We start from the raw sequence: 21,802 nt of genomic DNA, 5'->3' as shown, positions 1-21,802 counted from the left end.
CTTACTGCGCAGCTTTCTTAGTACGCTTGGCTTTCTTAGGTTTTGCGCCCGGCTTTTTTTTACGCGCCTTAGTCACTTTCGGCTTCTTGCCTGTTCCTAACTCTGATGGCTCCGGACGCTTGGTTGGTTCAACGTCAGGGCTGGCTTTACGGCCTGCTTTGCCACCTTTGGTTGCGGCGCGTTTTTTCTCTTTGGCTTTTCTTTTCGCCTCTGCCGCGCGCTTCTTAGCCGTCTTCCCTTCGCCGCGTAGCTTACGACTTGTTTCGACTAATTCAAAGTCAATTTGACGATCATCGAGATTAACGGAAAGCACTTTGACTTTCACTGCATCACCTAATCGATAGATAGCACCAAAGCTTTCACCAATAAGTCTCTGACCAATAGGGTCAAATTGATAGTAGTCATTCGCCAGCGCTGAAATATGCACCAAACCATCAATATGCAGATCGCTAAGACGAACGAAGAAACCAAAGCCAGTAACATTGGCGATAACGCCTTCGAGTTCCTCTCCAACATGGTCTTGCATGTATTCACATTTGAGCCAATCAGAAACTTCGCGAGTCGCATCATCGGCGCGACGCTCAGTCATCGAACATTGCTCACCGTAGAAGTCCATGTCATCGAATGAATAGTGGCAACCACCGGTTGGTGTCCAGCGATCTTTCAATGTGCCATTTTCTTTGGCAATTAAATATTTAATCGCACGGTGCAATAGCAAGTCTGGGTAGCGACGAATTGGCGAGGTAAAGTGCGCGTAGCGTTTTAGTGCCAAGCCAAAGTGACCGCAGTTATCTGCGTTGTAGACCGCTTGCTTCATCGAACGCAACAGCATGGTTTGAATCAGCTCTTTGTCTTGACGCTCGCCAATTTGCTTAACTAAGTCAGCGTAATCGGTTGGTGATGGCTCTAAACCACCATTTAAGTGCAGACCTAGCTCACCCAAGAAGTCACGGAAACCTTGCAAACGGAGTTCACCCGGAGATTCGTGAATGCGGTAGAGTGCTGGTTCTTTTGCTTTTTCGACCAAAGAAGCAGAAGCGATATTGGCTAAGATCATACACTCTTCAATAATCTTATGCGCATCGTTGCGAATCACAGGTTCAATACTGTCAATCTTACGCTCTGCATTGAAGATGAACTTGGTTTCCACCGTTTCAAATTCAATCGCACCACGATTGTCACGAGCATGCTTAAGCACTTTGTACATCTTATGCAGCTCTTCTAAGTGAGGAACGAGCGGTTCGTATCTTTGGCGCAGCTCTTCATCCCCTTCAAGGATATGGTGTACCTTGTTATAGGTCAGGCGAGCATGAGAGTTCATCACCGCTTCGTAGTGCTTATAGCCAGATAACTTACCCGTCTCAGAGATGGTCATCTCACACACCATACACAGACGATCAACTTGTGGGTTAAGAGAACACAAGCCGTTAGATAATACTTCCGGGAGCATTGGAACCACTTGTGATGGGAAGTAAACCGAGTTACCGCGGTTAATCGCTTCTTTATCCAGAGCACTGTCTGGGCGAACATAATAGCTGACATCAGCTATAGCGACCCAAAGTCTCCAACCACCGCTTTTCTTTTTCTCACAGAAAACAGCATCGTCAAAGTCGCGAGCATCTTCACCATCGATAGTCACGAGTGGCAGTTCGCGCAGATCTACCCTGCCCACTTTTGCCTCTTCCGGTACTTCTTCACCAAGCCCTTCAATTTGCTTATCGACTGCTTCAGGCCACTCATGAGGAATTTGGTGAGTACGGATCGCAATTTGCGTCTCCATCCCAGGTGCCATGTTTTCACCTAAGACTTCAACCACTTTACCCATCATACCGCGAGAACGAGAGCCACGATCCGTAATTTCAATCACCACGACATTCCCCATACGCGCCCCTGCACGTAGGTCATTCGGGATCAGGATGTCTTGGCTAATACGCGAATCATCGGGCACCACATATGAGTAACCATATTCCATAAAGAAGCGGCCAACGATTTGCGTCACGCGCTCTTCAAGTACACGAACTAGGCGCCCTTCCTTTCGTCCTCGTTTTGAGTTCTCAGTCGGTTGAACTAAGACATAGTCACCGTGGATGATGTTTTTCATTTGGTGATGAGGCAGTACGATGTCGTTATCTTTGCCGACGCTTCCTTCAGGACGTACCCAGCCATGACCATCTTTATGCCCAATCACATAGCCTTTCACCATTTCCAGTTTCTCTGGTAAGGCGTAGCATTGGCGGCGAGTGAAGACCAGTTGCCCGTCACGCTCCATGGCGCGCAGTCGACGACGCAAGCCTTCATAATGATCTTCTCCTTTCAGCTTTAAAGCTTCAAAGAGATCATTACGGTTCATCGGAACGCCAGCTTGGCTGAGGAACTCAAGAATAAACTCACGGCTTGGGATCGGGTTTTCATAATTTTCCGATTCACGAGCTGCAAATGGGTCATTATGGATATTGTCTGACATAGGCGCGCCTAATTAACAAAGGAGGGGAATTAAAACTAGTATATCTGACTAGCGGGGTAAGCTACAGGTAAGTCGCTTTAATTTCGCAGTTTTTCCACCTATTTTTCATAACTTATCTCGACTCTTCACAACTCATAACATCGTACGATAAAGATCACACTTCATTGCAACTGACTGGGCAAACGATTGCACCTAGTAAAGAAGGGGGTATGATTCAGGAAAAATTTACTATTCCTTTTACTACAGGTGTTGCTATGAGTATCAAACGTACCTTAATCGCTTCGGCTATCGCTAGCCTTGGTCTGTTCTCGCTTCAGGCATCCGCTACTGAGAAAGCGGATTTAATGATCACAGATGCCATGGTTCTTACTATGAACCAAGATAAGACCGTGTATGAAAAAGGAACGGTAGTGGTAAAGGGTAATCAAATCATTGCAGTTGGTGACCAGTCCCTAGAGAAACAATACCAAGCGAAGAAAGTACTGGATGTGGATGGCGATATTGTTATGCCTGGCCTTATCAATACCCATACTCACGTCTCTATGACAGTATTTCGTTCTCTAGCTGACGATGTCCCTGACCGACTTCACCGCTATATTTTCCCACTAGAAGCTAAGCTTGTTTCACGAGATATGGTGCGTATCGGGGCAAACCTTGGCAACGTCGAAATGGTTAAAGGTGGCGTAACCACCTACGCGGACATGTACTATTTTGAAGATGAGGTCGCAAAGACCGTCGATAAAATCGGCATGCGAGCCATTTTGGGCGAAACAGTGATTAAGTTCCCAGTTGCTGACGCTGCCAACGCAGATGAAGGCATTCAGTACGCCCTTAACTTTATCAAAGAGTACAAAGACCATCCGAGAATCACACCTGCTTTCGCGCCACACGCTCCATATACGAACACCACAGAAACACTGCAAAAAGTGGCTAAGTTGTCGCTTGAACACGATGTGCCCGTGATGATTCACTTAGCGGAGTCACACCGTGAAGAAGAGAAAATCGCAGAGCGCTCTGATGGCTTATCGCCTGTTCAATACATGCATAGCATTGGCGCACTGAACAAAAACCTGGTTGGCGCGCACATGATCTTAGTCGATGACGAAGACATTAAACTGGTGAAAGAAGCAGATATGGGCGTCGCACACAACATGAGTGCCAACATTAAATCTGCAAAAGGCGTTTCTCCTGCTCTTAAGATGTACGATGAAGAAGTTCGTATTGGCTTAGGTACTGATGGGCCGATGTCAGGTAACACTTTAAGTACTATTGATGAATTCAACCAAGTGGCTAAAGTGCATAAACTGGTTAACAAAGATCGCGCGGCAATGCCACCAATCAAAGTAATTGATATGGCGACCATGGGTGCGGCCAAAGCACTGCATATGGAAGACAAAATCGGTTCCCTTGAAGTCGGTAAACTGGCAGATATCATTGTCATCGACACTAAAGCACCAAACATGGTGCCAGTCTATAACCCGTACTCGGCTTTAGTTTACTCAGCAAACTCAGGCAATGTACGTCACTCGATTGTTGATGGAAACGTACTGATGCAGGATCGTAAAATGCTCACTGTAGATGAAGAAGCGATTCGCAAAGAAGCACTTGAGTTCACTAAAGTGGTTCGTGAGACAGTGATTGAATCTGGTGAAGTGGTCCAATAACCGCAGGCTAGTAATAACAATGCCCAGCAAGTGCTGGGCATTTTTGTATTTTCGTAACCGACCGAGTGCAGTAAGTCAGGTGCATTTAAACTATTTAGCTGTTACCAGAAGGTATCGCGCTTTTTCGCTCTGGCGATAATGTTCTGAGGCATGCGCCTCTCTAAGCCTTGCCTTAACACACTAATGCGTTTGTGTACCCGCTGATCAGCCGTGACTGAATTATAAAGCCAGCGATAGGCGTCTTCATAGTCAAGCGGACTACCATAATCACGTAGCAGCAGTTCTGCTAAGTGAATACGCGCATTGAGATTGCCCATAGCCGCCGCTTCACGCAAGTAAGGAATCGCGCGCTCTTTATCTTGCTGAACTAAGGTACCACGTGAGTAATAACGACCAATCTGCTCTAGAGCAGCTGGCAAACCTTGGTGGGCAGCATTTTCCATATAGTAGAGACCTAGCTCTACATCCTGATTGACACATACGCCCCACGCCAACATATCTCCGTATAAAAATTCATACGCAGGTAAGCTGATTCGAGTCGCACGAGCCACAATATCTTCAACAAGCTGACAGTTATCGGCTTTTACACGCTCTAAATGTTGGTTGTTGTTGATGAGTTTAATTAGTTCGGCTTCGGTATATATAGGTATTGGCTCACCGATATCAGGCAATTCATTTGCCTGTACCCATGAGGCACTTAACGCCAACACCATCGAAGCAGCTAATCTTCTTAGCTTCATTTTCTGCACTCTTAACTTCGACCATTGATGTTTTTCGTCAACATCAGATTTGCCGCAAACACGGCAAGCTTGATACTAGTATCGGCAATCAATGCTAACTCTTTAATCAAAATTGCCGTCTCATGGCAAATTGTTGCCGTAAGTTAAGAGAATCGCAAGAAAAATTGGTTATAAAAAAACCGGCGATAAACGCCGGTTTTTAAAATTGCTGAACAATCAGAGATTAAGCCTGGTAAGGGTGAACCTTAATGATTGTTTCGTTACGGTCTGGACCTGTAGAAATGATGTCTACTGGTACACCCGTTAGCTCTTCGATGCGCTTGATGTAATCTAGAGCTGCTTGTGGAAGCGCGTCTAGCGACTTCGCACCAAATGTTGTCTCAGACCAACCTGGCATAGTTTCGTAGATTGGCGTCGCTTCTTCGAATGACTCTGCAGCCATTGGAGAAACTTCTAGGATAGAGCCATCTTTCATCTTGTAACCAGTACAGATCTTGATCTCTTTTAGACCATCAAGAACGTCTAGTTTAGTCAAACACATACCAGTTAGAGAGTTGATTTGGATTGCACGGCGCATTGCCACTGCATCGAACCAACCTGTACGACGTAGACGACCTGTTGTTGCGCCAAACTCATGGCCAACATCACCTAGGTGCTTACCTACTGGGTCTTGCTTGTCTAGACCATCGTAAAGCTCAGTTGGGAATGGACCTGAACCAACGCGAGTACAGTAAGCCTTAGTAATACCAAGGATGTAACCGATGTGACGAGGACCGAAACCAGAACCTGCAGCAACACCACCAGCAGTCGTGTTAGATGAAGTTACGTATGGGTAAGTACCGTGGTCGATGTCTAGTAGAGTACCTTGAGCACCTTCGAACATTACCTTGTCGCCGCGCTTACGTGCTGCGTCTAGTTCGTCAGTTACGTCCATAACCATAGAGGTTAGTAGCTCAGCGTAACCCATGCACTGCTCAAGAACTTCATCGTAGCTTACTGTTTCAGCTTTGTAGAAGTGCTCTAGTTGGAAGTTATGGAATTCCATTACTTCTTTTAGTTTCTCAGCGAACATTTCTTTATCGAAAAGGTCACCAACGCGAAGACCGCGACGAGCAACTTTATCTTCGTAAGCTGGACCGATACCACGACCAGTTGTACCAATCGCTTTAGCTCCACGAGCGATTTCACGCGCGTTGTCGATAGCGATGTGGTAAGGAAGAATTAGAGGACAAGCTTCAGAAACGAAAAGACGCTCACGAACCGGGATACCACGCGCTTCAAGAGGCTTCATTTCTTTAAGAAGTGCTTCAGGCGATAGTACAACGCCGTTACCGATAACACATTTTACGTTATCGCGTAGGATGCCTGATGGAATTAAGTGAAGAACGGTTTTTTCACCGTCAATTACAAGAGTGTGACCTGCGTTGTGACCGCCTTGGTAGCGAACCACATACTTTGCATCTTCAGTTAAAAGGTCAACAATTTTACCTTTACCTTCGTCACCCCATTGGGTGCCCAGAACGACTACGTTATTTCCCATCTTTCCAGTATCTGTTGCTAGTTAAAAATGGATTCTAGCACTGAATCACATTTCTTGCAGTCATTTTTTAATCATCTAAGCGTAATACCGCTTAAATAAAGGGGTGACTCAGCTAACGTCGAATTATATCAGCGACTTAATAGCACTCTTGCTGGATTCAAGTCGCTTACTAGCTACTCATCTGCGTAGATTTTCACGCTAAAGCGACCATTTGTGTCGATGCCTGCTCGGTACATGCCACTGCTGTTCATCGCAAAATGGAGTTGTCCTTGGGCATTAACGGCAATCAGACCACCTTCTCCGCCCATCTCTTTGAGCTCTCCTTGAATAATCGTCTCACATGCAGTGGCTAAATCTTCTTTCAGGTAACGCATTCTTGCGGCAACATCGCCCGCGACAGTTTGACGAATGAAGAACTCACCCATTCCGGTGGTGGAAACAGCAACATTGCCATTCTCTGCAAATGTCCCAGCGCCGATGATCGAAGAGTCACCTACCCTGCCATATTTCTTATTGGTCACGCCTCCTGTGCTGGTTGCCGCCGCAAGGTTGCCTTGCTGATCCAGTGCTACCGCCCCTACTGTGCCGTATTTCTTATCATCAGGATATTTAGACTCAGACAAAGCAAACAAGCCTTTCTCTTTCATCGATAGCAGCTGCTCATAGCGGCGGTCAGTGAAAAAATAGTCCTGCTCGGTGAACTCGTAACCATGCTCGAATGCAAACTCCTCGGCCCCTTCACCAATCAGTAATACATGGTTGCTCTTGTTCATCACATCTCGTGCAAGCTCGATAGGATTTTTGATATGACGAACACCTGCCACGGCACCGGCATTTTTATCGTTGCCGTGCATGACAGAGGCGTCCATTTCAACCATCTCTTTATGGGTTAAGACAGAGCCCTTGCCTGCATTAAAGTTAGGTGAGTCTTCAAGCACTTTAACCGCGGCAACGACCGCATCAAGCGCATCACCCGACTGAGCTAGAATGCTATGCCCAGCGCGAACCGATGCTTCAAGGTCAGCTAGGATGGAAGCCTTTAACTCTTCGCTCATTTGATCACGTAATATAGTTCCGGCTCCGCCATGAATGGCGATTGAGAATGGTTGAGTCATCGACGGCTCTCCTAACAACGAGTTGACTGATAAGTTAATAACAAAAAAGGCGTTTCCCGTACAGCGGGAAACGCCTTTTACAATCTAGTTCTAAGCTAACGGATTAGTGAGAACCGCAGCTACCGCCACCGCAGCAGCCATCTTTCTTCTCTTCACCGTGATCATGGCCTTCGCCACCACAGCAACCACCTTCGTGATCGTGGTCGTGACCACAGCCACCAGCTTGGTGAACATGACCGTGCTCAACTTCTTCTGCAGTCGCTTCGCGTACCGCTACAACTTCAACGTCGAAAGTCAGAGTTTGACCCGCAAGCATGTGGTTACCATCAACAACCACTTCGTCGCCATCCACTTCTGTCACTTCTACAGGGATTGGACCTTGGTCAGTATCCGCTAGAAAACGCATACCTACTTCGATTTGCTCAACACCTTGGAATACATTTGCAGGAACACGTTGTACAAGTGCGTCGTTGTGTTCACCGTATGCTTCTTCTGGAGAAACGGTTACAGAGAACTTAGCGCCTGCTTCCTTACCTTCTAGTGCTGTTTCAAGACCAGTGATTAGGTTGTTGTTGCCGTGTAGGTAATCTAGTGGCGCATCAGCCGTAGACTGATCAACAACAACACCGTCTTCCAATTTCACTTGGTAAGCAAGGCTTACAACTACGTTCTTTTCAATTTTCATATTTACTCCAAGGAGAATAAAGGACCTTAGCCCAAACTAAGGTCTATAAACTTTCTACTGGGGTATTATGGGGATGATTTATAGAAACACAATCAATCGGGCTTAAAAATGCCGATCATTTCTTGACCGCCATGTTCTGTTTTCTCAACGGACTGAGGCTGACGTTGGTCTTGGTGACCACATTCAACACATTCTACTAACTCAATATTATTCTCTATCCACCAGCGCAAAGTGTCTTGTGCTGAACACTTTGGGCAACTGGCGCCTGCGATAAATCTTTTTTTCATCTGTTTTGTTTCACTAGTTTAATCCCAGAAGTTTTTGGCTTGTTGATCGCTCTCTAGCTCTCGACCAAATATCTCTTCCAGTTCTTTGCGGGCTTCTTTGGCTCTTTGGGCCAATTGTTTATCATCATTGTGCTGAGGCAGCAATTCTTTGAGCATAGCATTATCAAGCTTTCTAAAATGCGCTTCCGCTCGCTTTGCTTGATACGGATGCATTCCTAAATTGATCAAGGTTTGACGACCAAGATCTAAGGCACCTAAGAAGGTTTCTCGTGAGTAGTTGTCTACCCCATGACTCAGAAGTTGATAAGCTTCGACACGACTTCGAGCACGTGCCAGCAATTTTAAATCAGGGAAATGGGTTTGGCACAACTCAACTATTTGCATGATCTCGTCTGGTGAATCAGTACAGATAACCATGGCCTCTGCTTTATCTGCTCCCGCCGCACGCAATAAATCAAGCTGAGTTGCATCACCATAAAAGACTTTATAGCCATATTTACGCAGCAACTGGATCTGGCTGGCATCACTTTCCAACACGGTCACTTTGATCTTATTGGCATACATCAAACGGCCAATGATCTGACCAAAACGACCGAAGCCTGCGATGATGACTCTTGGCTGCTTATTAATAACATCGCTGCGCAGAGCCTCAACTGATTCTGCGTTTAAGCCACGGGCATACCATTTGTTTTGTGCCATCAGTAGCAACGGCGTCGTGACCATAGACAAGCTCACTACCACCAACAAAAATGCGGTTTGCTCTTGGTTGATTAGTCCTTCGCTGCTTGCGGCAGTAAATATAACGAAAGCAAACTCACCACCTTGGCTAAGTATTGCTGCCATCTTACTGCGAGCTTTAGCGCTGCTGCCCGCAAGTCGTGCCAGAAGATAAAGAATCAATCCCTTAACGATAACTAAACCGACAACGGCAGCTAATACAGTGAAAGGCTCTAAAGCCAATAGTCCCAAGTTGACCGCCATACCGACGGCAATGAAGAAAAGACCAAGCAGTAAGCCTTTGAATGGTTCGATGGCAATTTCAAGCTCATGACGATATTCGCTTTCTGCTAGTAAAACGCCCGCCAAGAAGGTACCAAGTGCCATGGATAGACCAAGGTGTTTCATTAACAGTGCAATGCCAATGACCAACAACAGTGCCGCGACTGTGAAGAGCTCTCTAACGCCACTCAGCACCACATAACGAAATAGAGGTCTAAGTAGGAAGTGACCACCAACCAACAACCCGCCGACACCACCTAGCATCCACAACGCATCGAGCCAGTTACCTGCCGTATTACCAGCTAAAACCGGAAGAATCGCGAGCATAGGAATGACCGCAATATCTTGGAATAGCAGAACCGCAAAACCAGACTGTCCGGTCTCGCCACCCGCTAACCCTTGCTCTTCGATGACTCGTAGGGCAATGGCCGTAGAAGAAAGTGCTAAGCCCATGCCAATCACAAGACTGGTTTGCCAAGATGTTCCTGCCAGATAAGCCACACATGACAAAACTAAAGTAGTGACAACAACTTGCGCCCCGCCAAGCCCTAATATCGGGCCTTTCATTTGTAAGAGCTTTTTCGGATTCAGTTCCAAACCGATCAGAAACAGAAGCAGGACGACACCAAACTCAGCAAAATGGAGAATGGCTTCTACATCGCGGATTAACCCTAGCCCCCAAGGACCAATAGCAACGCCCGCAAGCAAATAGCCCAGCACTGAGCCAAGACCCAATCGTTGAGCAATCGGCACGGCAATTACCGCAGCCGTCAGAAAGATCACACTACTCTGGAGAAAATCACTTTCAAGCGCCATTCCCACCCCCTACTACTTGTTCAGTATAGGTTAGCAATGGATTATTCAGCCATTGACGATAGGTCTCTGCATGTTGATAGCGTTCCATTTCACTGACATTACGCGCCCAATAGAGCACCAAAGGCTCAATCCACTCCATCTGACACAGCGCCGCTGTTAGCTCAAACGGCTGCAAAATTTCATCGAGCGGATAGCGGTTGTAACCGGAGCGACCAAAAGCTTCCTCTTTGCCTCCGGTGGTAATCACGCTGCGCCAGTATTTTCCTTTCAGCGCTTCCCCCTTACCGTAGGCGAATCCCTTACCGAGAACGCGATCGAACCACTCTTTAAGCAAAGCGGGGCAAGAGTACATATAAAGAGGATGGTGGAACACAATCACATCGTGTTCTTCAAGCAATTGCTGCTCAGCCGGAACATCAATAAAAAAATCTGGGTAGTGTGCATAAAGATCGTGCACGTGGACGTGATCAAGCGATTCAATCTTCTTGATCATCATTTGATTAGCCACAGAGGTCTGTGACTCTGGGTGGGCATAAAGCACCAACACTTTAGGCTTGTCGGATGATAAAGTCTGCATTCCTTCGACAGCAATCCTTAATGTTATGAATAGCCAATTATGACTGTTTTTATTGTCATTTATCGTTATCAGTTTGTTATACGTTGTTAGTGGCAATAACGCAACGATCGACATAACTCGTTAACTAACCTACTATTCGTCGCAATACGAGCAAAGACAAAGCAAAAGATTATGATTACCTTCTCTGGCATCCAGCTTCTTCGAGGTGGCAAACCACTTTTAGATCAAGCTTCGGCGACCATTCATCCAGGCGATAAAGTCGGTCTAGTCGGCAAAAACGGTTGTGGTAAATCAACCCTATTCGCCCTAATCAAAGACGAACTCTCTATTGACGCGGGTAACTTCAGTAAGCCGGCACACTGGGAAATGGCTTGGGTGGCACAGGAAACCCCTGCACTGGAGCGCAGTGCGATTGAGTATGTCATTGATGGTGACCGTGAATACCGCCGCTTAGAATCAGAACTGGAGACGGCAGAGCAACAGGATAAAGGCACTTTGGTCGCCGAAATCCATGGCAAGATTGAAACCATTGGTGGCTACAGTATTCGCGCACGCGCCGCAGAGCTACTCGATGGTTTAGGCTTTAGCCAAGATCAGATGAGCTGGAACCTCACTCAGTTTTCTGGTGGTTGGCGTATGCGCCTTAACCTTGCACAAGCACTGCTTTGTCGCTCCGATCTTTTGCTACTCGATGAGCCAACCAACCACTTAGATCTTGATGCTGTTATGTGGCTCGAACGCTGGCTACAGAACTACCCTGGCACGCTTGTCCTTATCTCTCACGACCGTGATTTCCTAGATCCTATCGTGGGTCGTGTTATTCATGTCGAAAACCAGCAACTCAATGAGTACACAGGCAACTACTCTTCGTTTGAAGATCAGCGCGCACAAAAACTTATCTTGCAGCAAGCTCAATTTGAAAAGCAGCAAAAGCAAATGTCGCATATGCAAAGTTATATCGACCGCTTCCGCTATAAAGCCTCAAAAGCTCGCCAAGCACAAAGCCGTATTAAAGCCCTTGAGCGTATGGAAAAAGTGCTACCTGCTCAGCTTGATAACCCGTTCAGTTTTCAGTTCCGCGATCCCGATGCCTTGCCAAACCCAATCATCATGATGGATGAAGTGTCGGCGGGCTATGGTGACAATCTGATTTTAGAAAAGATTCGCCTTAACCTAGTCCCTGGTAGTCGCATTGGTCTTCTCGGTCGCAATGGTGCAGGTAAATCAACGCTCATCAAATTGCTCTCGCGTGAACTTATTCCTCAGGGCGGAGACTTAACCTACTCACAAGGTGTCAAGATTGGCTATTTTGCTCAGCACCAATTGGAAACGCTGCACCCTGAAGAAACGCCACTGCAGCATATGATGCAAATCGCCCCTGATAAGAACGAGCTTGAACTGCGTAACTATCTAGGCAGTTTTGGCTTCCAAGGCGAAAAGGCGCTAGAAAAAGTCGCACCGTTTTCTGGTGGTGAGAAAGCGCGACTAGTACTGGCTTTAATCGTGTGGCAAAAGCCTAATCTGCTGCTCCTCGATGAACCAACTAACCACCTTGACTTGGATATGCGCCAAGCGCTCACGATGGCTCTGCAAACCTTTGAAGGTGCCATGGTGATTGTTTCGCACGACCGCTACTTGTTACGTGCAACCACAGATGATCTGTATCTTGTGCATGACCGCCAAGTTGCACCATTTGATGGCGACCTAGCTGACTACTACAAGTGGCTGACGGAACAACAAAAAGCCGAGCGCCGAGAGGCTCAAGCTCAGCAACCTGAAAAGAGCTCTGTGAATAGCGCGGCGGCAAAGAAAGATCAAAAACGTCGTGAAGCCGAGTTCCGCAAGCAAACGGCACCAATTCGCAAAAACCTGACAAAACTTGAAGAAAAAATGGATAAGTTGGGCGTTAAACTTGCGGAAGCAGAAACGCAATTATCAGATAACTCACTTTATGATGCCGAAAATAAAGCTAAACTTAACGAAGTGTTAGCTATTCAGGCCAATAGCAAAGGTGAGCTAGAAGATGTCGAAATGGAATGGATGGCTCTGCAAGAAGAGCTAGAGAATATGGAGCAGGAGTTCAATAGCCAATGAGTTCAAAGCACGTCGCTATTTCTTTAACACTGGAACGGTTGTGGCAATTTAGCTTGCAGTACTACAGTGTGCGAGAAGTAAAAGAGGCGTGCCTCCATCTGCAAAATCATTTCAAAGGTAACGTCAATCTACTCCTGCTGCTTAAATGGCTCGACGAGCAGCAGGTTTGCTTTCAGGAGCAAGACTGGCACAAAGTTGAAGAATGCCTAGGGCGCTCAGAAGCCTTATTGCACAGTTACCGCGAGCTAAGACGAAAACTCAAGCTCCACCTCCCAGATACCTTGTATCGTGAATCACTGCAATTTGAGCTGCAATTAGAAAAGCAGCAGCAATCTGATCTGGTCGATTGCATCAACAGTATTGAACTTACAGTGAATCACGCAGAGCCCCTTACTTTACGTTACTGCCGCCAGTTAGGCGGTGAGCAGCTGTATGAGGCTTTTGCTGAACCTATCGATGATATCGCCAATCTCTAAGCCCTAAGCTTTGGAACCGTTATGACTCATTTTGTTGCCGCTAAAGGATTAGCCAACCCGCATCTACAAACGCTTGCTCCGCGTTTTATTCGCAAAAAAGCCCTATTTGAACCATTTTGGCAAACCTTAGATACTCCTGATGGAGATTTCCTCGATATCGCTTGGAGTGAAGATATCAATGACGAGTCAGTCAAAGACAAGCCGATTTTTGTTTTATTCCACGGTTTGGAAGGATGCTTCTACAGCCCCTACGCCAATGGTTTAATGGATGCTTTTGCTAAGCAAGGCTGGCTGTCGGTGATGATGCATTTTCGTGGCTGTAGCGGTAAGCCCAACAAACTTGCTCGCGCCTATCACTCAGGTGAAGTGGAAGACGCCCGTTTCTTCCTTGAACATCTAGATTCGCTGTTCCCACACCAAACTAAAGTCGCGGTAGGAATTTCTCTTGGTGGCAACATGCTGGCCAACTACCTCGCTAAGTACAATCAAAATCCTTTGCTTGATGCCGCCACCATAGTGTCTGCGCCACTCGACCTGTCTGCCTGCTCTGAGCGCATCGAACAAGGCTTTTCCAAGCTATATAAAAACTATCTCCTGTCATCATTGAAGAAAAGTGCACTGCAAAAGCACCAACTGTTGAAAGGAGAGCTTGGCTTGAGCTATCAAAACATCAAACGCGTAACTAAACTGTACGAGTTTGATGACCTAATCACCGCCCCGCTGCATGGTTTCAAGGACGCAGAAGACTATTATCAGCGCTGCTCGGGCATCCATCGCCTAAAAGAAATCACTCTACCCACACAGATCATCCATGCGAAAGACGATCCGTTCATGACTGATGCTGTGATTCCAAAATATGTCTTGCCTGATAACATTGACTACCGACTGTTTGAACAAGGTGGGCATGTTGGTTTTGTCACCGGCAGTGCGTTAAAACCGAGGTTTTGGCTCGAAGAGGCACTACCTGCATACTATGAAAGTTTGGCTCTCTCTGCGTAGCCAATCACCTTGGCCTAAATCATAAAATAAAGAGGTATTTATGATCGTTCCATGGCAACAAATCGAGCCAGCAACACTAGAAAATCTCATTCGGGAATTTGTCCTGCGTGAAGGGACAGACTATGGGGATGTCGAGATCTCGCTGCAAGACAAAGTCGATCAAATACGTACCCAGTTGGAATCAGGGGAAGCGGTTGTTGTCTTCTCTGAACTGCACGAAACCGTCGATATTCAACTCAAACGAAAGTTTTAGTACTTTAGCGCATCGCATACAGTGACTGACCACTAAAGCGTGCTATAGTGGTTTTCGTTTAAAGGATTAGATTACGACAAGGTTTGTCATGTCAGCAAAACACCCGATTATTGCGGTCACTGGTTCCTCTGGAGCTGGTACCACAACGACTTCTGAAGCTTTCCGTAAGATGTTCAATATGATGAACGTCAAACCCGCATGGGTTGAAGGCGATAGCTTCCACCGCTTTACGCGCCCTGAGATGGACGTTGAAATCCGTAAGGCACGTGAGCAAGGCCGCCATATCAGTTACTTTGGCCCTCAGGCGAACGACTTCAATGGACTTGAAGAGTTTTTCCGCAAGTACGGTCAAGAAGGCGTCGGTCAAATCCGCCGTTACCTGCATACGTTCGATGAAGCCGTTCCATACAACCAAATGCCAGGCACCTTTACACCTTGGCAAGATCTGCCAGAAAACTCCGACGTCCTATTTTATGAAGGTCTACATGGCGGTGTTGTCGATGGCGAGGTTAACGTATCACAGCATGTTGATTTTCTGATTGGCATGGTGCCTATCGTGAACCTTGAATGGATTCAGAAATTCGTTCGTGATACCCGCGATCGTGGTCACTCGCGTGAAGCGGTGATGGACTCTATCGTCCGCTCAATGGATGACTATCTGAACTACATTACTCCCCAATTTTCTCGTACTCATATTAACTTTCAACGTGTCCCTACCGTCGACACATCTAACCCGCTTAACGCCAAAGGCATTCCGAGTTTAGATGAGAGTTTTGTTGTTATTCGATTGCGAGGCATTAAAAACGTAGATTACCCATATCTACTGGCAATGATTGATGGGGCATTTATGTCGCGTCACAACACGATTGTTGTCCCTGGCGGTAAGATGAGTTTTGCCATGGAGCTAATCGTTAAACCGATACTTCAACAGCTCATCGAAACGGGCAAAATTGGTTAATACCCACAGCTAGAACACGATTACTTTTCATACCGTGATCATGTGCACAGTTTTGCGTACTAAAACCCCAGTTGTACCCGATTAAAATCAAGAAATCGTTTTCGAAAAAGGATACTATTTCTTACCGAAACACAAGTTGGCTTGCAGCATTTGTAAAGTGCTCTTATCCTAGTAGGTCTTGATTAAGGCTTAGCTAAAATATGGAAAGCGGCAAGCGTACCCTGCAGAGGAAGTGAGATATTATGGTTCTAGGTAAACCTCAAACCGACCCAACATTAGAGTGGTTTCTTTCACATTGTCATATTCATAAGTACCCTTCAAAAAGCACGCTAATTCACGCGGGCGAGAAAGCTGAAACTTTGTACTACATCGTAAAAGGTTCAGTAGCGGTTCTTATTAAAGACGAAGAAGGTAAGGAAATGATCCTTTCTTACCTAAACCAAGGTGACTTTATCGGTGAACTTGGTCTATTCGAAGAAGACCAAGAGCGTACAGCATGGGTTCGTGCTAAATCTCCTTGTGAAGTTGCGGAAATCTCATTTAAGAAATTCCGTCAGCTTATCCAAGTGAACCCAGACATCCTAATGCGCTTATCTGCGCAAATGGCAAGCCGCCTACAAGTGACTAGCCAAAAAGTAGGTGACCTAGCATTCCTAGACGTAACTGGCCGTATTGCTCAAACGCTACTAAACCTAGCGAAGCAACCAGATGCGATGACTCACCCAGATGGCATGCAGATTAAGATCACTCGTCAAGAAATCGGTCAAATCGTTGGCTGTTCTCGTGAGACAGTAGGTCGTATCTTGAAGATGCTAGAAGAGCAGAACCTAATTTCTGCACACGGTAAAACTATCGTGGTTTACGGTACTCGTTAATTTCGATTAACCGTTAAAATTTTAAAAGCCACCAATGGAAACATTGGTGGCTTTTTGTTTATATCGGATGCGAGAATCGAGAACGCTACGGAGCGGACTTCGTCCTTCGAGATAGAACACCTTTCCACATCCGAGATCAAACTCTCTCGAAGCGCAGCGTTCCCGCATCTCTAGGGCGCAGCCCGTTCTCAGCTCTTCCTACCCGTTAGTACTCTCGAAGATCTTATCAGCAGAGGCTGCAACAAACCCTGGATAAAGTTCACCGTTGCTCATTGGGTAGCGCTTAGCAAACTCGTAGAAACCACCCGGGATAATCTCTGTACCTTCCGTGAAGGTTACCGCTACTTTATCCGCCATCGTTGAAGATTGCTCTAGCAGCACATCAGGAGACCCCTTCACTTCGCCACCAAACTCATTGATGGTAAAGCCGGACTCGCGTAGGTGGTCATTGACGCCTTTCACTTCTTCAAATGCATTGAGCTGATTGACGCTAACAGTAAAGTGGTTAGCGCCGTAACCATGTGCTGCCAGCCAAGAAGCGTACTCACTTTCTTTCGCTAACGTCTGGAAGTCAGCAAAGCTAATGTCCCACAAACGACCGCCATACAAGAACTCATGACCTTTTAGCTTACTGGTGTCCAATTGCTCGACAAGCTTAGCGACAATAGCTTGTAGCTCAGCAGAACACTCTTCAACCTTCAGTTCACTAATAAACACTTTAGGCTGTTTTGGGTCTGGGTGCTCATAATGTTTAGCAACAAGCTTCTTGCTTTCAAACACATAATCACCGCATGGCTTGTAGCCTACGTCTAAGAATGGTTGTGCAAGGGTCGCAATGCCCAGAGGTTCTACATTGAAAGTGCGCAGAGCAATGTGGTCATTGATCAGCGCTTCGTCTTCTTGCAGAAGTTGGTGGACTTGTTCAGCAGAGGGACATAAGCGTTGAATATAGTCATTCCATAACTGTTGGAATAAAACATCTGGCGTCATAACGCCTCCTTGTAGGGGTGGTTTACGTAAATGGAGTATGAGTAGTTATTTGTTTAATTATAAAAAAGGCCATCTAACCAAATGTGTCCAGAAAGTTTGATCAGATAGCCTTCAGCCTGTGACGTTTCAAATGCCTCCCGGCTCAGGGAGGCAAGAAGGGAATACCCTAAAATTTATCGTTTTTTATAGCTCAACACCTGGGCTTAACGTGGCAGGAAGAAGTGTTTCTCCTCCTTCCATCGAAGCCATAGGGTAAGCACAGTAATCTGCTGCGTAGTAAGCACTTGGGCGTAAGTTACCTGACGCACCCGGGCCACCAAATGGCGCATCACCACTTGCACCAGTTAACTGGCGATTGCGGTTTACGATGCCAGCACGAATATGGTCAACAAAGTATTCCCACTCACCATCGTCAGTAGAAACTAAGCCTGCGGATAGACCAAAGCGAGTGTCATTGGCTAACTCAACTGCTTTCTCTAGACCTTGGTAACGCACCACTTGTAGTAGTGGGCCGAAGTACTCTTCATCTGGTAGCTCAGCAATCGCGGTAACATCGATAATGCCTGGTGTTACAAATGCAGCTTCTCCGGCTTTAGCTTCAATTAAGCTCTCGCCACCTAGCTTTTGTAGGTTTGCTTGAGCAGCAAGAATAAAGTCAGCAGCCGCTTTAGAGATCTGAGGGCCCATAAATGGTGCTGGCTCAGCAAAAGGCTGATCGACACGAATCTTATTGGTTGCTTCCACTAGCTTGTTGACCAGTAAGTCACCTTTGTCACCAACTGGAACATACAAACGGCGAGCACAAGTACAGCGTTGACCTGCGCTGATAAACGCTGATTGAATGATGGTGTAGACGGTCGCGTCCAACTCTCCGTAATTTTCAGAGATCACCATTGGGTTATTACCACCCATTTCTAGCGCCAGCATCTTGCCCGGTTGACCGGCAAACTGCTTATGCAGAATATGACCCGTATTCGCGCTACCTGTGAATAGCACGCCATCTAAGCCTTTAGAATCAGCCAGTGCAATACCGGTTTCTTTAGCACCTTGCACTAGGTTGATCACCCCTTTCGGCAGACCAACTTGATCCCACAGCTTCATGGCAAACTCACCGGTTAGCGGCGTTTGCTCTGACGGCTTAAATACCACGGTATTACCTGCCAGTAGCGCAGGTACGATGTGACCGTTTGGTAGGTGCCCTGGGAAGTTATATGGACCAAACACTGCCATTACACCTAATGGGCGATGACGAAGCACGATTTGGTTCCCCGCAGCTTCACGCTGAGCTTCACCAGTACGGTCATGGTAAGCTCGAATTGAAATCGCAATCTTACCTGCCATTGCCGCTGCTTCAGTACGAGTTTCCCAAATTGGCTTACCGGTTTCTTTAGCGATGATTTCTGCGATTTGTTCGCTGTTCTCTTTTACCTTTTCAGCAAAAGCAAGAACGATCGCTTCACGCTCAGCAAAGCTTAATTTTTTCCAGCCAACGAATGCACTGCGTGCCGCTGATACCGCTTGCTCAACTTGCTGCGGTGTTGCGCTGTCGCCTTGCCAGATAACTTCGTTGTTGTATGGGCTTTGTGAGTTCATCGACTCACCTTGGCCTGCAACCCATTCGCCAGCAATCCAATGTGTCATAGCTTGTTCCTTCACATTTTCCTTAATACAAAGCTCTATTGAGCCAACATGCGAACGAATTCGCCTTCGTTAACTTTGAGGGCATTCGCCACTTCAGGAGACAAAATCACTGAATCTGAAGCCTGATCGTAAGCCGCTTTCGCCGCAGTTGCGCGGAAGTCTTCAAACGACGTGTTTGAAATCAAGTAGTCTTGAGAACTGGTGTGTTCCGCGATAGTGACTTTTGCTCTAAATGAGTGACGAACCGACTCGATATTGCGTACATCACACTCAACCGTTGGGCCGCCATCAAAGATGTCGACATAGTTACGACAAGTGAAACCTTCTTTTTCCAACAGGCGTAACGCTGGCTTGGTGTTTTCATGCACTTGACCAATCACTTCTTGAGCCTCTTTGCTCAAGAGGTTGATGTAGATTGGTAGCTTAGGCATCAGGTCAGCAATAAAGCCTTTCTTGCCGATACCAGTGAGGTAATCTGCCATAGTGAAATCAATCGAGAAGAAATGCTCTTGCAGCCATTGCCAGAATGGTGAGTTACCTTCAGCATCAGAAACGCCGCGCATCTCAGCAAAGACCGTTTTCGAGAATCTTTCAGGATGCTCCGCCATCATTAGAAAACGACACTTCGACATCAAGCGGCCATTCAAGCCCTGACGGAAAGAAGGTCTTAAGAACAGAGTACAAATTTCACTACAACCAGTGTAGTTGTTACCGAAAGTCAGTAGCTTAACCACGTTATTCACACCCAATTTTGGCGATGAGTGAACAACCGTACTGATATGGTAAGAATAAAAAGGTACATCCCAACCAATGGATGCTTCAATCCCGGTACAACCAGCGACTTCGCCAGTCTCATTATCAAAGCCAACCATGAGATAGCCTTCATCACCCGGCTCGTTTACGTCCGGCTTGGTAAAACTATATTCTGAATGGGTAATGCGATTGGTTAACAGTTCTTCGTTAACCGGTAGAGATGTAAATCCGTGACCCGATTCCACTGCGCATGTGTGCAGCGCATCGTAATCCGACATTGCGATAGGGCGAACAACCAGCATCAAAACTCCCTCCTGATACTAAGGGGACTAAGTGCCATCTAAGCCCTTAGCCCCGTTCTTGCTCTTTTAATAGAGCTTTATTAGTTATTTAACTAGCGTCGCTAGAGCTTTATCTAGTCGCGCAAGTCCTTCGTTAATTTCTTCCGTGCTGATCACTAGTGATGGTGTGAAACGAACTACGTTTGCACCTGCCACTAGAACCATCAGACCTTCTTTACCTGCAGCGACTAACACATCACGTGCGCGGCCTTGCCACTCATCGTTAAGCGCAGCACCTAAAAGAAGACCTTTGCCGCGAACTTCCGCGAACATGTTGTACTTATCATTAAGTTTAGCTAGGCCTTCACGGAACAGGGCTTCACGCTCTGCAACGCCAGCCAATGTTTCTGGTGCACTTACAACATCAACCACGGCTTCAGCAACCGCACACGCTAGTGGGTTACCACCGTAAGTCGAACCATGAGTGCCGACTTTCAGGTGCTTAGATAGCTCAGTAGTAGTTAGCATTGCGCCAATAGGGAAACCGCCACCTAGAGACTTAGCTGTGCTTAGAATATCTGGAGTCACACCCAGACCTTGATATGCGTAAAATTGACCAGTACGACCATTGCCTGTCTGTACTTCATCAAAAATCAGTAGAGCATTATGCTTGTCACATAGCTCACGAACTGTCTGAACAAATTCGTCAGTTGGAGAAATGATGCCGCCTTCGCCCTGAAGTGGTTCCATCATGATGGCACAAGTGCGATCTGAGATATGCTCGCGAAGTGCTTCAACATCATTGTATGGTAAGTGAGTGACATCACCTGGCTTAGGACCAAAACCATCAGAGTAAGCCGCTTGGCCGCCGACAGTTACAGTGAAGAAAGTACGGCCATGGAAACCTTGTTTAAAAGCGATGATTTCAGATTTTTCTGGGCCAAACTTATCAGCTGCATAACGACGCGCCAGTTTCAAAGCCGCTTCGTTTGCCTCTGCACCTGAGTTAGCAAAGAACACTTTCTCTGCAAAGCTGACTTCAGTAAGCTTTTTCGCTAGACGAAGCGCTGGTTCGTTAGTCATTACGTTACTTAAATGCCAAAGCTTTTGACCTTGTTCAGTTAACGCATTCACCATTGCAGGGTGACAATGACCTAGACAGCTCACGGCGATACCACCAGCAAAGTCGATGTATTCCTTACCTTGCTGATCCCAAACGCGAGCACCCTCGCCTTTTACTGGAATCATTTCCATTGGGTTATAACAAGGTACCATTACCTCATCAAACAAACCGCGTTCTACGTTATTTTCTACAGTCATTGCACATTCCCTCTTGATACCGCATGCATAGCGAATATGGTGTCCTTACTTCTATTCAATGAAATAAGATATTGTTTTGCTATTAAGCAATCACGGCATTGTATTTACATTTAATTAACCATTTCAATAGTGATTTATTCTTTTTAGTGCCCACTGTGGAGTCTGATAGTCACTACCTCTGAGTATTTATGCATCACGCTTCTACTTTTATGAAGCAATATATTCTTATAGCTAAGATAAGCTATGGTTAATCATAGTCCGGATAAGGGCTCTAG

At 46.4% G+C, this 21,802-nt stretch carries 19 protein-coding genes; 7 read left to right on the top strand and 12 right to left on the bottom strand.

Annotation, left to right across the window (positions count from 1 at the left end):
* Position 1 precedes the first annotated feature (1 nt).
* The gene (gene rnr / locus AC5O63_RS16865) at positions 2 to 2,464 is read right to left on the bottom strand and encodes a ribonuclease R (protein ID WP_494505688.1); all 2,463 of its coding nucleotides are present in this window, start codon (positions 2,462 to 2,464) and stop codon (positions 2 to 4) included.
* 254 nt (positions 2,465 to 2,718) lie between these two features.
* Here rnr and AC5O63_RS16860 point away from each other — a divergent pair, with 254 nt between their 5' ends.
* A complete protein-coding gene (locus AC5O63_RS16860; protein ID WP_494505704.1) occupies positions 2,719 to 4,128 on the top strand; it encodes an amidohydrolase in 1,410 nt (469 codons plus the stop codon).
* Between the two features lie 101 nt (positions 4,129 to 4,229).
* Here the strand turns inward: AC5O63_RS16860 and motX are convergent, their stop codons facing one another.
* The 7 genes from motX to kefG form a co-directional block, all read right to left on the bottom strand.
* Positions 4,230 to 4,868, bottom strand: coding sequence for a flagellar protein MotX (motX, locus tag AC5O63_RS16855; protein ID WP_367938256.1), 639 nt, complete (start codon positions 4,866 to 4,868; stop codon positions 4,230 to 4,232).
* Positions 4,869 to 5,091: 223 nt separating this feature from the next.
* Entirely contained in the window at positions 5,092 to 6,408 is a 1,317-nt protein-coding gene (locus AC5O63_RS16850) for an adenylosuccinate synthase (protein WP_494505687.1), read from the bottom strand.
* Between the two features lie 173 nt (positions 6,409 to 6,581).
* Positions 6,582 to 7,523, bottom strand: coding sequence for an isoaspartyl peptidase/L-asparaginase family protein (locus AC5O63_RS16845; protein WP_494505686.1), 942 nt, complete (start codon positions 7,521 to 7,523; stop codon positions 6,582 to 6,584).
* Between the two features lie 103 nt (positions 7,524 to 7,626).
* On the bottom strand, positions 7,627 to 8,208 hold the full coding sequence (slyD, locus tag AC5O63_RS16840) for a peptidylprolyl isomerase (RefSeq protein WP_004745860.1): 582 nt from the start codon (positions 8,206 to 8,208) through the stop codon (positions 7,627 to 7,629).
* 92 nt (positions 8,209 to 8,300) lie between these two features.
* The gene (locus tag AC5O63_RS16835; RefSeq protein ID WP_004745859.1) at positions 8,301 to 8,495 is read right to left on the bottom strand and encodes a YheV family putative zinc ribbon protein; all 195 of its coding nucleotides are present in this window, start codon (positions 8,493 to 8,495) and stop codon (positions 8,301 to 8,303) included.
* 18 nt (positions 8,496 to 8,513) lie between these two features.
* Complete coding sequence (kefB, locus tag AC5O63_RS16830; RefSeq protein WP_004745858.1) at positions 8,514 to 10,310, bottom strand: glutathione-regulated potassium-efflux system protein KefB; 1,797 nt, start codon at positions 10,308 to 10,310, stop codon at positions 8,514 to 8,516.
* Positions 10,300 to 10,887, bottom strand: a complete 588-nt coding sequence (kefG, locus tag AC5O63_RS16825; protein WP_239826987.1) for a glutathione-regulated potassium-efflux system ancillary protein KefG — start codon at positions 10,885 to 10,887, stop codon at positions 10,300 to 10,302. The genes kefB and kefG overlap by 11 nt, the downstream gene beginning before the upstream one ends.
* Before the next feature lie 171 nt (positions 10,888 to 11,058).
* On the opposite strand from kefG, the gene AC5O63_RS16820 reads away from it, so the two are divergent.
* From AC5O63_RS16820 to crp, 6 genes are all read left to right on the top strand, one after another.
* Positions 11,059 to 12,981, top strand: a complete 1,923-nt coding sequence (locus tag AC5O63_RS16820; protein ID WP_494505685.1) for an ABC transporter ATP-binding protein — start codon at positions 11,059 to 11,061, stop codon at positions 12,979 to 12,981.
* Positions 12,978 to 13,457, top strand: coding sequence for a TIGR02444 family protein (locus AC5O63_RS16815; RefSeq protein ID WP_004745855.1), 480 nt, complete (start codon positions 12,978 to 12,980; stop codon positions 13,455 to 13,457). The genes AC5O63_RS16820 and AC5O63_RS16815 overlap by 4 nt, the downstream gene beginning before the upstream one ends.
* Positions 13,458 to 13,478: 21 nt before the next feature.
* Positions 13,479 to 14,456, top strand: coding sequence for a hydrolase (locus tag AC5O63_RS16810; RefSeq protein ID WP_494505684.1), 978 nt, complete (start codon positions 13,479 to 13,481; stop codon positions 14,454 to 14,456).
* A 40-nt stretch (positions 14,457 to 14,496) separates the two neighbouring features.
* The gene (locus AC5O63_RS16805) at positions 14,497 to 14,709 is read left to right on the top strand and encodes a YheU family protein (RefSeq protein ID WP_171323672.1); all 213 of its coding nucleotides are present in this window, start codon (positions 14,497 to 14,499) and stop codon (positions 14,707 to 14,709) included.
* Positions 14,710 to 14,797: 88 nt separating this feature from the next.
* Positions 14,798 to 15,667 (top strand): phosphoribulokinase, encoded by an 870-nt coding sequence (locus tag AC5O63_RS16800; protein WP_171323674.1) that lies wholly within the window; start codon positions 14,798 to 14,800, stop codon positions 15,665 to 15,667.
* Between the two features lie 242 nt (positions 15,668 to 15,909).
* Positions 15,910 to 16,542, top strand: a complete 633-nt coding sequence (crp, locus tag AC5O63_RS16795) for a cAMP-activated global transcriptional regulator CRP (RefSeq protein ID WP_004410522.1) — start codon at positions 15,910 to 15,912, stop codon at positions 16,540 to 16,542.
* Positions 16,543 to 16,740: 198 nt separating this feature from the next.
* Here the strand turns inward: crp and AC5O63_RS16790 are convergent, their stop codons facing one another.
* From AC5O63_RS16790 to AC5O63_RS16775, 4 genes are all read right to left on the bottom strand, one after another.
* The gene (locus AC5O63_RS16790; protein WP_494505683.1) at positions 16,741 to 17,532 is read right to left on the bottom strand and encodes a DUF1338 domain-containing protein; all 792 of its coding nucleotides are present in this window, start codon (positions 17,530 to 17,532) and stop codon (positions 16,741 to 16,743) included.
* 183 nt (positions 17,533 to 17,715) lie between these two features.
* Positions 17,716 to 19,173, bottom strand: a complete 1,458-nt coding sequence (gene astD, locus AC5O63_RS16785) for a succinylglutamate-semialdehyde dehydrogenase (protein ID WP_494505682.1) — start codon at positions 19,171 to 19,173, stop codon at positions 17,716 to 17,718.
* Positions 19,174 to 19,208: 35 nt separating this feature from the next.
* Positions 19,209 to 20,228 (bottom strand): arginine N-succinyltransferase, encoded by a 1,020-nt coding sequence (gene astA, locus AC5O63_RS16780; RefSeq protein WP_494505681.1) that lies wholly within the window; start codon positions 20,226 to 20,228, stop codon positions 19,209 to 19,211.
* Positions 20,229 to 20,312: 84 nt separating this feature from the next.
* Positions 20,313 to 21,527, bottom strand: a complete 1,215-nt coding sequence (locus AC5O63_RS16775) for an aspartate aminotransferase family protein (RefSeq protein ID WP_004745848.1) — start codon at positions 21,525 to 21,527, stop codon at positions 20,313 to 20,315.
* Positions 21,528 to 21,802: the final 275 nt, after the last annotated feature.

The organism is Vibrio sp. SCP2, from assembly GCF_059295395.1.
The sequence above is the reverse complement of the archived record's forward strand: the minus strand, read 5'-3'. Positions and strand labels throughout refer to the sequence as shown.

Excerpts from the sequence above, each read along its gene's own strand:
- rnr (WP_494505688.1), bottom strand. The coding sequence starts at position 2,464 with ATGTCAGACAATATCCATAATGACCCATTTGCAGCTCGTGAATCGGAA.
- AC5O63_RS16860 (WP_494505704.1), top strand. The coding sequence starts at position 2,719 with ATGAGTATCAAACGTACCTTAATCGCTTCGGCTATCGCTAGCCTTGGT.
- motX (WP_367938256.1), bottom strand. The coding sequence starts at position 4,868 with ATGAAGCTAAGAAGATTAGCTGCTTCGATGGTGTTGGCGTTAAGTGCC.
- AC5O63_RS16850 (WP_494505687.1), bottom strand. The coding sequence starts at position 6,408 with ATGGGAAATAACGTAGTCGTTCTGGGCACCCAATGGGGTGACGAAGGT.
- AC5O63_RS16845 (WP_494505686.1), bottom strand. The coding sequence starts at position 7,523 with ATGACTCAACCATTCTCAATCGCCATTCATGGCGGAGCCGGAACTATA.
- slyD (WP_004745860.1), bottom strand. The coding sequence starts at position 8,208 with ATGAAAATTGAAAAGAACGTAGTTGTAAGCCTTGCTTACCAAGTGAAA.
- AC5O63_RS16835 (WP_004745859.1), bottom strand. The coding sequence starts at position 8,495 with ATGAAAAAAAGATTTATCGCAGGCGCCAGTTGCCCAAAGTGTTCAGCA.
- kefB (WP_004745858.1), bottom strand. The coding sequence starts at position 10,310 with ATGGCGCTTGAAAGTGATTTTCTCCAGAGTAGTGTGATCTTTCTGACG.
- kefG (WP_239826987.1), bottom strand. The coding sequence starts at position 10,887 with ATGCAGACTTTATCATCCGACAAGCCTAAAGTGTTGGTGCTTTATGCC.
- AC5O63_RS16820 (WP_494505685.1), top strand. The coding sequence starts at position 11,059 with ATGATTACCTTCTCTGGCATCCAGCTTCTTCGAGGTGGCAAACCACTT.
- AC5O63_RS16815 (WP_004745855.1), top strand. The coding sequence starts at position 12,978 with ATGAGTTCAAAGCACGTCGCTATTTCTTTAACACTGGAACGGTTGTGG.
- AC5O63_RS16810 (WP_494505684.1), top strand. The coding sequence starts at position 13,479 with ATGACTCATTTTGTTGCCGCTAAAGGATTAGCCAACCCGCATCTACAA.
- AC5O63_RS16805 (WP_171323672.1), top strand. The coding sequence starts at position 14,497 with ATGATCGTTCCATGGCAACAAATCGAGCCAGCAACACTAGAAAATCTC.
- AC5O63_RS16800 (WP_171323674.1), top strand. The coding sequence starts at position 14,798 with ATGTCAGCAAAACACCCGATTATTGCGGTCACTGGTTCCTCTGGAGCT.
- crp (WP_004410522.1), top strand. The coding sequence starts at position 15,910 with ATGGTTCTAGGTAAACCTCAAACCGACCCAACATTAGAGTGGTTTCTT.
- AC5O63_RS16790 (WP_494505683.1), bottom strand. The coding sequence starts at position 17,532 with ATGACGCCAGATGTTTTATTCCAACAGTTATGGAATGACTATATTCAA.
- astD (WP_494505682.1), bottom strand. The coding sequence starts at position 19,173 with ATGACACATTGGATTGCTGGCGAATGGGTTGCAGGCCAAGGTGAGTCG.
- astA (WP_494505681.1), bottom strand. The coding sequence starts at position 20,228 with ATGCTGGTTGTTCGCCCTATCGCAATGTCGGATTACGATGCGCTGCAC.
- AC5O63_RS16775 (WP_004745848.1), bottom strand. The coding sequence starts at position 21,527 with ATGACTGTAGAAAATAACGTAGAACGCGGTTTGTTTGATGAGGTAATG.